Genomic DNA, 9,379 nt, shown 5'->3' with positions numbered 1-9,379 from the left:
ACCTGGGGCACCGGGCCCGGCGTGCTGGAGCCCTTCGTGCTGCGCGTGCGCGAGGCGCAGAAGCGTGGGCTCGTCGAGTTCAAGTTCCGCTACCGGGTCAACGAGATCACGCGGACCGGGAAGACGGTGACCGGGGTGCGGGGCGACGTGCTGGAGCCAAGCACGGTCGAGCGTGGACGCAAGAGCTCGCGCAACGTGGCCGGGGATTTCGAGCTCCACGCCCAGGTCGTGATCGTCGCTTCCGGCGGCATCGGCGGCAACCACGAGCTGGTGCGTAAGAACTGGCCGCAGCGTCTCGGCGCGCCGCCGAAGCGCATGATCACCGGCGTGCCGGACCATGTCGACGGCCGCATGCTGGCAATTGCCGAATCAGCGGGCGGGAGGGTCATCAACCGCGACCGCATGTGGCACTATGTCGAGGGGATCAAGAATTGGGCGCCGGTCTGGACCGATCACGCCATACGTATTCTGCCGGGCCCCTCTTCGCTATGGCTCGACGCGCGCGGCAGACGGCTGCCGGTGCCGCTTTTCCCAGGCTTCGATACGTTAGCCACGCTCAGCCATATCATGAGCACCGGCTTCGATTATTCGTGGTTCATCCTGACGAAGAAGATCATCCAGAAGGAGTTCGCGCTGTCGGGCTCGGAGCAGAATCCGGACCTCACCGGCAAGAGCTGGCGGCAGGTGCTTGGCCGCGCCACGTCGGGCATTCCCGGCCCGGTGAAAGCCTTCATGGAAAAGGGCGAGGATTTCATCGTCGAGGCCAACCTTTCGAAGCTGGTGGCGCGGATGAACGGGCTGGCCGGCGAGCCGCTGCTCGATGTGGCGCAGGTCGAACGCGAGATCCGCGCCCGCGACATGCAGCTCGACAACCCGTTCTCCAAGGATGCGCAGGTCACCGCGCTGCGCGGCGCGCGCGCTTATCTCGGCGACAGGCTGATCCGCACCGCAAAGCCGCACAAGATGCTCGATCCGGCGAACGGCCCGTTGATTGCGGTCCGCCTCAACATCCTCACCCGCAAGACGCTGGGCGGCCTGCAGACCGATCTCGACAGCCGCGTGCTCGACGCGGAGGGCGAGCCGGTGCCTGGTCTCTATGCGGCGGGCGAGGTCGCCGGCTTCGGCGGCGGCGGCGTGCACGGCTATGCGGCTCTCGAAGGCACCTTCCTCGGCGGCTGCATCTTTTCCGGACGCAGCGCCGGAAGGGCGGCGACGAAGGCGGTCGGCTGAGCGATCGAACGGTGTTGCCAAAAGCTCGTGAGCTCGGCCCACCTTGTATGCTGCGGCCTCATTCGGGGGTTTGATGTTGCTTGAAGTCGATGCCGGAAAGGGCGTTGACGATGCACGGAGACCTCATACCAAGCGGCCTCCGGCAAGTTTGGCCTCTTCCCCAAGCAAGATGGCCCTTACAACGGGTACCCACGCGCTTTAACGGATGCTAATATTCTCCGTTACTCGGGAAGGTCGCAATGTCCAAGGTTTGTTTGTTGTGCGCGTGCCTTCTTTTGCTGGCCGGCTTGTCGACACCGGCCTCCTCTGAGACCCAGATCGGTCAACGCAGCCATAGATATGCGCTCGTAATCGGTAACTCGGCCTACCGTTTTGCGTCATCGCTTCCCAACGGGGTAAATGATGCGAATGCCATCTCCCGAGTTTTGCAAGAGACGGGCTTCGACGTCACCCTTGGATTGGATACCGACGCATCAACGTTCAGGGAACTCATCGGAAAATTCAGGCGAAACTTGCGGCCGGGTGACGTCTCGCTTTTTTACTTCGCCGGACACGGGCTCCAAGCGAACGGGGAGAACTACCTATTGCCGGTTGACGCCGCCCTTCAACGTCCGGCCGACTTGGCTCTGGAGGCTGAGCGCCTGCAAGACATCATCGCCGCCATGACGGCCGAGGAAAATATCGCAATCGTCCTTCTCGATGCCTGTCGGGACAATCCTTTCGTTAAGCAATTGAGTGGACCGGGTCAAAGTCGCGGCCTTGCCATAGGAAAGGGGCTGGGAGCCTTAGATGCTGGCAGGGGAGTCTTTATCGGCTTTGCAACACAACCCGGCAACGTGGCTCTCGATGGAGCCGTCAATCATAGTCCGTTTGCAGACTCTCTTGTGAAGCGGATAAAGACTCCTTCGATCGACATTGAAATTCTCATGCGTCGCGTCCGGTTGGACGTCATGAACGCGACTTCTGGGAAGCAGGTTCCCTGGAGCAACTCGTCCCTGGTGGAGCCGGGATTCTCATTCAACCCGGATGCCGCGTCTAGTCCGTCTTCGGCAGACGCCTATCAGCCAGACATCAACGCGGCGGCAGAGCTCGAATTCTGGAAATCAATCAAGGATACATCCGATGTCTCGATGTATCGTGCTTATCTAGCGGCATTTCCGCATGGTGCATTCGTCGAAATTGCAAAGAGCCGAATTGCCAAGTTCCAAGCACCTACGCCGCCACGCAAAAAGATCCTGCCAAAGAAAGTCAGTCGCAAGCCGCAAGTGTCGTTGCCTATCGATGAACCTTCCAATCGTTCGGCAAAAACGAGCGCACCAGCTAAACCGGAATCCGTGGGGCGATGCAGGGATGGCAACAAGGAGAGGTGTCGCCAGAGATGCCGTGAAGGCGCAAGGCGTGCCTGTCGCAAGCTGCAACAGCTAGGGGGTTAGTAACGCCGATGACTGCCTTGCGCGCGGTGGGACTTAGGCCGCGCCGCCGACTGCGACTGGAGACGAGCAAGGGTGCATGAAAAAAAGCTGAACTCAAGAACGCTCGGGTACCACTGCCGACCCGATCGGGATCGTGGATTAATACGCCACGTGAACCTCGCCGCGTGAGCGTAGGCAGCCAGCGACTGCTGCGGCCGGCGAGGCAAATGCGCGGGAGTTCAGTTTGATTAATTGGCGCGCCCGAAGAGATTCGAACTCCTGACCCCCAGATTCGTAGTCTGGTGCTCTATCCAGCTGAGCTACGGGCGCGCATCAGGCCGTGTGAGACACAAGCCCCGCGATCCGGTCGAGACGCCGGCCGCGATGTGGAGTGTTCCCTAACGACTGAATTTCGGAAAAGCAAGCCGGCCCGGCAAAAGTTTTGTCGCAGGCGTTTACAGGATCACATTCCGACCGGGGTCTTTGCTTCGCGGAACTCCGAAGCGGGAACGTCTTCCCTGGCCTGCCACGGTCAAGCCGGGCGGCGCAGGCCGTTGCGGGCCTGATCGAGTCGCACCGGCTGGTCGGGGATGGTGACGGCGAAGACCGTGCGGCCGCCGATCGATTCGACCAGCTCCACCGTGCCGCCATGGGCGCGGATCAGCTCATGGGCGATCGCCAGGCCAAGGCCGGTGCCGCCGCTGCGCGCCGAGCCGCGGAAGGCGGCGAACAGGTTCTCGCGCGCCTTGGGCGGGAGGCCGGGGCCGGTGTCGCTGACGGTGATGCGGCTGACGCTGCCCAAGCGCTCGGCCGAGACGGCGAGCCGACGCACCACCGCGCTCTCGGTGTCGGCCGCCATTGCCTGCACCGAGTTGCGGCACAGATTGGTGAGCACGCGGAAGAGCTGGTCGGAATCGGCGTCGACTTCGAAGGTGAGCTCGACGGCATTGATGAATTCGATGCCCTCCTCGATATCGAGCAGGCCGTGCACGTCGTCGACCAGCTGGCGCAGCCGCAAGCGGCGGCGCGACGGCGCCGGCTCCTGTGTGCGGCCATAGGCAAGCACGCCCTCCGAATAGGCGACGGCGCGGTCGAGCGCGCGCAGGAGCTTCGGCGCGAAGGACTGCACGGTCGGATCCTTCACCTGGCGCAACCGGTCCGACATAAGCTGCGCGGAAGCCAGGATGTTGCGCATGTCGTGGTTGATCTTGGACACGGCAAGCCCGAGATTGGCGAGGTGCTTCTGCTCGGCGAGCATTTTTTGCAGCCGATCCTGCATCTGCGACAACTCGCGCTCGGCGACGCCGATCTCGTCGGCACGCTCCGTCGGGCAAATTATGCGGCCGGGATCGTCCGGCGCCTCGGAGAAGGACAGGATCGAGCGCGTCATGGTGCGGATCGGGCCGATCATGATCAGATCGATCGCCGCATAGACAAGCATGGCGGTGAACAGCGAGATCAGCAGCGAGACGACGGCGACGTTACGCGAATATCTGAGCATGGCGTTGCGCAGACTGTAGTCCGGCATGATCAGCTCGAATTCCTTGTCGCTGTCGCCGACCGGGCCGAAGACGCGCAGCATCCGGTTTCCGCCGGCGAACAGCGTTTCCAGCGCGCCGGTCATGCCGTTGACCAGACCCACATTGGCAATGTCGATATGCTCGTCGACCTTCGGCGGCATGTCGGCCACGACCAGCAGCCGCGAGACGCCGCCGTCGCGCACCGCGATCGCCTTGGCGCCGATCGCCATCAGCACGTCGTTCTGGGCGGTGTGCGACAGGGAGTTGGGCTCGCCCTGCAGCAACACGATCGACACGGCGGCGGAGGTGCTCAGCCGCTCCTTCAGCCAGTTCACCCGGTAGCTGGCGATCCAGGGCAGGAAGATCAGGATTTCGGCGAGCAGCACGAAGACGATGGTGAGAAGCAGAAGCTTGGTCGACAGACCGCGCGACAGCGGCACCCGGCGCGGCGAGCTTGCCGCCGCGGGGCGTGGCTTTTCATCCGTTGACAGGACTTCACTTGTCATGACGCGGTTTTCACGAAGGCTTGATCGAGCAAGATTATGCGATTTGCGGCTTTTTTGCCAATTTCGCCGCCAGCCAGTGAAAAAATGCCTTTGGGCGGGCTGGATTGACTTCCAAAATCCTTCTTCCTATAAGCCCGCTCACGCTCGGGCCTTCCGTCCCGGCGCGGTTTCGATCGCGCCTATAACCGGCCCGGCAAAGCTCCTGTTACAGTGTGACAGAATCAAGAAGGGCCGCACGCCGCGGTATTAAAACAAATGAAGCGTACCTACCAACCGTCCAAACTCGTCCGCAAGCGCCGGCACGGTTTCCGTGCCCGTATGGCCACCAAGGGTGGCCGCGGCGTCGTCGCAGCCCGCCGCAACCGCGGCCGCAAGCGGCTCAGCGCCTGAACGAAAGACGAGATCGTTGCCCGCAACCGGCAAGCCAAAGGGGAAAACTCCCGGGCGGCTTCTGAAACGCGCGGATTTCATGGCTGTGCGCGGCGGCGAGAAGCGCCGCGGGCGGCTTTTTCTCGTCGAGGTTCTCGACCGGGGCGACGATTGTGCGCCACGCGTCGGCTACACCGTGACCAAGAAGGTCGGCAACGCCGTGGTGCGCAACCGCGTCCGGCGGCGGCTGAGAGAAGCCGTGCGAACGCATGCCGCCGATGACATGGCGCCCGGCAGTGACTATGTCATCGTCGGGCGCGAAGACGTGCTTGCCATTCCGTTCGGCCAGTTGAAGGCCGAGCTTTCCCGCCGGCTGCGCGGAACACGATAGGCCAAGGGCTTTCGATGGAAAACAACCGCAATTTCTTCATCACCATCGCGCTGTCGGTGCTGATCCTGACGCTCTGGCAGGTGTTCTACATGAACCCCAAGATGGAGCAGCAACGCGAGCAGGCCCGCATCGAGCAGCAGCGCGTCGAGGCGCAGAAGAAGGAAGCGCAGGGGACCAATCCGGGCGCGGCCGGGACGCCGGCGCCGGCTCCGGGCGCCATCCCGACCGCACCTGGCGGCGAGACAGTCACTGTCGAGAGCCGTGACCAGGCTGTTGCCGCGACCAAGCGCATCAAGATCGACACGCCGAGCCTCGAGGGCTCGATCAATCTCACCGGCGCTCGCCTGGACGACCTCAAGCTCAAGCACTACACCGAGACGGTCGACAAGAATTCGCCCGAGATCCAACTCCTCAATCCGCAGGCGCTACCGACCGGCTATTTCGCCGAGATCGGGTTCGTCGGCACCGACAAGACCGGCGCGGTGCCGAGTTCCGACACGGTGTGGAGCGTTGAGGGCAATCCGACGCTGACCCCGTCGACGCCGGTGACGCTGACCTACACCAACGACAAGGGCCTGACCTTCAAGCGCACCATCTCGGTCGACAACGATTATATGTTCACCGTTTCGGACACCGTGCAGAATTCGGGAAGCGCTGCCGTCAGCCTGTTCAACTACGGTCGCGTCACGCGCTACGACAAGCCGGCGGTCGCCAGCACTTATGTGCTGCATGAAGGCCTGATCGGCGTTACTGGCACCGAGGGGCTGACGGAATACAAATACGCGGCAATAGAGAAGGACAAGGAAGTCAAGCCAGGCAAGTCGACCGACGGCTGGCTCGGCATCACCGACAAGTACTGGGCCGTCACCATGGTGCCGACCGAAAAGCAGCCCTTCCAGCCACGCTACGGCTATTTCGAGGACGGGCGCCATCGCTACCAATCCGACTTCCTCACTGATCCGATCAACATCGAGGCCGGCCAGTCCGCAACCATCGAAACCGAAGTGTTCGCCGGCGCCAAGGAAGTTGCCAAGATCAACGCCTATGAGGCTGACCGCCATATTCGCCAGTTCAATTTGCTGATCGACTGGGGCTGGTTCTATTTCATCACCAAGCCGATGTTCTGGCTGATCGACACGCTGTACAAATTCTTCGGCAATTTCGGCCTAGCGATCCTGGCCACGACCGTCATCGTCAAGGCCATCTTCTTCCCGCTGGCCAACAAGTCCTACGCGTCGATGGCGAACATGAAGAAGGTGCAGCCGAAGATGCTGGAAATCCGCGAGAAATACGCGGACGACAAGATGAAGCAGCAGCAGGCGATGATGGAGCTCTACAAGACGGAAAAGATCAATCCGTTGGCCGGCTGCTGGCCGGTGGCGCTGCAGATCCCGGTCTTCTTCTCGCTCTACAAGGTGCTCTACATCACCATCGAGATGCGGCACGCGCCGTTCTTCGGCTGGATCCACGACCTCGCGGCGCCCGATCCGACCTCGGTGTTCAACCTGTTCGGCCTGCTGCCCTTCGCGCCGCCGGCCTTCCTCCCGCATATGGGCGCCTGGGCGGTCGTGATGGGCATCACCATGTTCCTGCAGATGCGCATGAACCCGACGCCGCCGGACCCGACGCAGGCCGCGGTGTTCACCTGGATGCCGGTCCTCTTCACCTTCATGATGGGTTCCTTCCCGGCCGGCCTCGTCATCTACTGGGCCTGGAACAACCTGCTCTCGATCCTGCAGCAGGGCGTGATCATGAAGCGCCAGGGCGCCAAGATCGAGTTGTGGGACAATCTGGCGGCGATGTTCCGCAAGAAACCATCGCCGGCGGAATAGATGGCACCCCGGCCCTAACACCAAAAACCCCGGCATGACCGGGGTTTTTTCGTTGGCGGCTTGCCCTATGGCGCTCCGGACAGAACTTCGCGCAGCCGTCTTTCGGAATTTGGCCTGCCCCCGCGAAACTGCGGCATGGCCTGCCTCGTAGCTTCCCCGGTCCTCCCCAAAAGCTGCGACGGCTTCCGGCGCAGCGACGCCGGTGTTGGGAAGGCCGTCCGGCAGGCCGGGGTCCCGCGGGGGGACCCCGGTTTTTCCTCCTAAAGCGCGACGCGCTTTAGGGACTTTGTTTTAATGCAGTGTCGTTTTCCCAAAACCGCTCCACGCTTTTGGGCGACATGCACCAGCTCACTCCATGACGGCGCTGTGGTCGACCTTGGCCGGTGTGCCAGGCTTGCGCAGCAGAAGCACAAGCGGGATGGCGGCGAGCGAGAGCAACATCATCAGCTCGAAGTCGTCGACATAGCTGATGATCGTTGCCTGCAGCGTGACCAGCCCGTCGAGCGCGGCGCGGCCGGCGGCGGTGTAAGGGCTCAGCGCCTGCGCGATCGCCGGATCGCCGAACGCCGGATTATAGGGCGTCACATAGTCGGCGATGTTGGCATGGTTGATCTGCTGGTTCTGCGTCAGAAGCGCGGTGACGACCGAGATGCCGACGCTGGAGCCGATGTTGCGCGACAGATTGTAGAGGCCCGTCCCTTCAGCGCGCCGTTCCGGCGCCAGCGTGGCGAAGGTGATGGTGGTGAGCGGCACGAACAGGAAGCCTAAGCCGGCGCCCTGGATGAAGCCGGTGCGGATGATCGTCCATTGCGAAACGTCCGGGGTCCAGCCGGTCATGTCGTACATCGCCCAGGCGGTGACGGCGAGCCCCGTGAACAGCAGCCAGCGCGTGTCGACCTTGCCGACCAGCCGGCCGACAAGGAACATGCAGGCCATGGTGCCTAGGCCGCGCGGTCCCATGACGATGCCGGCGGTCACCACGGGATAGCCCATCAGCGTTTGCAGGTAGGGCGTCATCAGCGCCAGCGAGGCGAGATAGGTGATGCCTATGATGAAGATGAACACCATGCCGACCGCGAAATTCCGGTCGAGGAACAGCCGCGGGTTCACGAAGGTGTCGCGGGCGGTGAAGGTGTGGACGATGAAGATATAGAAGGCCGACGCGCAGACCAGCGCCTCGACGATGATCTCGGACGAGGAGAACCAGTTGAGCTGCTCGCCGCGGTCGAGGAACATCTGCAGCGAAGCGATGGCGAGGCTGAGCATGCCGAAACCCAACCAGTCGAGCCGGGCCTTGAGGTCGAGCTTGGTCTCCTGCACGAACATCGAGACGCCGGCGAAAGCCAGCACGCCGATCGGCACGTTGATGTAGAAGACCCAGCGCCAGGAAACATTCTCGGTCAGCCAGCCGCCGATGACGGGCCCAAGCACCGGGCCGACCATCACCGAAACGCCGAACAGCGCCATGGCCGAACCGCGCTCCTCGACGCTGTAGATGTCCAGCAGGATACTCTGGGACAGCGGTACAAGGGCGGCGCCGAACAGGCCTTGAAGCAGCCGAAAGCCGACGATCTGCGGCAGCGACTGGGCAAAGCCGCACAGCACCGAGGCGACGACGAAGCCGGTGATGGCGACCAGCAGGATGCGCTTGCGGCCGAAGCGGTTGGCAAGATAGCCCGAAGGCGGCGTCATCACCGCCGCGGCGACGATATAGGAAGTGAGCACCCAGTTGATCTGGTCGGCGCTCGCCGACACGCTGCCCTGGATATAGGGCAGCGCCACATTGGCAATGGTGGTGTCCAGCGCCTGCATGATGACCGCCAGGATGACGCAGGCGGTGATGGCGCCGCGATTGGCGACCGCAGGGGTGCCCGTGGCGACGGTGCTCATGACTTTTGCTCAAACCGCTTGAAGAGGTCGGTCACGAAATCGGGCAGGCCGCGGGCATGGCCGGTGTCTATGCTGACAACCGCGCTCATGCCCCCGCGCAGCGGCGGCTTGCCTTGCGGGTCGTCGATCGTCACCCGCATCGGAATGCGCTGCACGACCTTGACCCAGTTGCCGCTGGTGTTCTGCGCCGGAAGCAGCGAGAAGCTCGAGGACGAGGCCGGGCTGATGC

General features: G+C 62.9%; 7 protein-coding genes, 1 tRNA gene and 1 pseudogene. 5 read left to right on the top strand and 4 right to left on the bottom strand.

What is annotated here, in order from left to right:
* Both EOA49_RS18210 and EOA49_RS18205 read left to right on the top strand, forming a co-directional pair.
* A partial coding sequence (locus EOA49_RS18210) for an FAD-binding dehydrogenase (protein ID WP_127243280.1) occupies positions 1-1,230 on the top strand: 1,230 nt, incomplete at its 5' end.
* A 239-nt stretch (positions 1,231-1,469) separates the two neighbouring features.
* A complete protein-coding gene (locus tag EOA49_RS18205; RefSeq protein WP_127239778.1) occupies positions 1,470-2,663 on the top strand; it encodes a caspase domain-containing protein in 1,194 nt (397 codons plus the stop codon).
* A 232-nt stretch (positions 2,664-2,895) separates the two neighbouring features.
* Here EOA49_RS18205 and EOA49_RS18200 read toward each other — a convergent pair.
* Positions 2,896-2,972: transfer RNA gene (locus EOA49_RS18200), tRNA-Arg, on the bottom strand.
* A gap of 202 nt (positions 2,973-3,174) precedes the next feature.
* Complete coding sequence (locus EOA49_RS18195) at positions 3,175-4,668, bottom strand: HAMP domain-containing sensor histidine kinase (protein WP_067002984.1); 1,494 nt, start codon at positions 4,666-4,668, stop codon at positions 3,175-3,177.
* 255 nt (positions 4,669-4,923) lie between these two features.
* Here EOA49_RS18195 and rpmH point away from each other — a divergent pair, with 255 nt between their 5' ends.
* Genes rpmH through yidC form a run of 3 tightly spaced genes read left to right on the top strand, consistent with a single transcriptional unit; the run spans position 4,924 to position 7,260 of the window.
* Positions 4,924-5,058, top strand: a complete 135-nt coding sequence (rpmH, locus tag EOA49_RS18190) for a 50S ribosomal protein L34 (RefSeq protein ID WP_008833937.1) — start codon at positions 4,924-4,926, stop codon at positions 5,056-5,058.
* A 16-nt stretch (positions 5,059-5,074) separates the two neighbouring features.
* The gene (gene rnpA, locus EOA49_RS18185) at positions 5,075-5,428 is read left to right on the top strand and encodes a ribonuclease P protein component (RefSeq protein WP_067323826.1); all 354 of its coding nucleotides are present in this window, start codon (positions 5,075-5,077) and stop codon (positions 5,426-5,428) included.
* A 14-nt stretch (positions 5,429-5,442) separates the two neighbouring features.
* Entirely contained in the window at positions 5,443-7,260 is a 1,818-nt protein-coding gene (gene yidC / locus EOA49_RS18180) for a membrane protein insertase YidC (protein ID WP_067002989.1), read from the top strand.
* Between the two features lie 348 nt (positions 7,261-7,608).
* Here the strand turns inward: yidC and EOA49_RS18175 are convergent, their stop codons facing one another.
* Positions 7,609-9,150, bottom strand: coding sequence for a DHA2 family efflux MFS transporter permease subunit (locus EOA49_RS18175; protein ID WP_067002991.1), 1,542 nt, complete (start codon positions 9,148-9,150; stop codon positions 7,609-7,611).
* Positions 9,147-9,379, bottom strand: a pseudogene (locus EOA49_RS33550) (HlyD family secretion protein); the annotation flags it as partial. The gene EOA49_RS18175 and the pseudogene EOA49_RS33550, both read right to left, overlap by 4 nt.

The organism is Mesorhizobium sp. M1A.F.Ca.IN.020.04.1.1 (assembly GCF_003997315.1).
GTDB lineage: Bacteria > Pseudomonadota > Alphaproteobacteria > Rhizobiales > Rhizobiaceae > Mesorhizobium.
This window is presented reverse-complemented; position numbering and strand designations above follow the sequence as displayed.

What these genes read in the sequence shown, in the direction of transcription:
- EOA49_RS18205 (WP_127239778.1), top strand. Translation starts at nt 1,470, where the DNA reads ATGTCCAAGGTTTGTTTGTTGTGCGCGTGCCTTCTTTTGCTGGCCGGC.
- EOA49_RS18195 (WP_067002984.1), bottom strand. Translation starts at nt 4,668, where the DNA reads ATGACAAGTGAAGTCCTGTCAACGGATGAAAAGCCACGCCCCGCGGCG.
- rpmH (WP_008833937.1), top strand. Translation starts at nt 4,924, where the DNA reads ATGAAGCGTACCTACCAACCGTCCAAACTCGTCCGCAAGCGCCGGCAC.
- yidC (WP_067002989.1), top strand. Translation starts at nt 5,443, where the DNA reads ATGGAAAACAACCGCAATTTCTTCATCACCATCGCGCTGTCGGTGCTG.
- EOA49_RS18175 (WP_067002991.1), bottom strand. Translation starts at nt 9,150, where the DNA reads ATGAGCACCGTCGCCACGGGCACCCCTGCGGTCGCCAATCGCGGCGCC.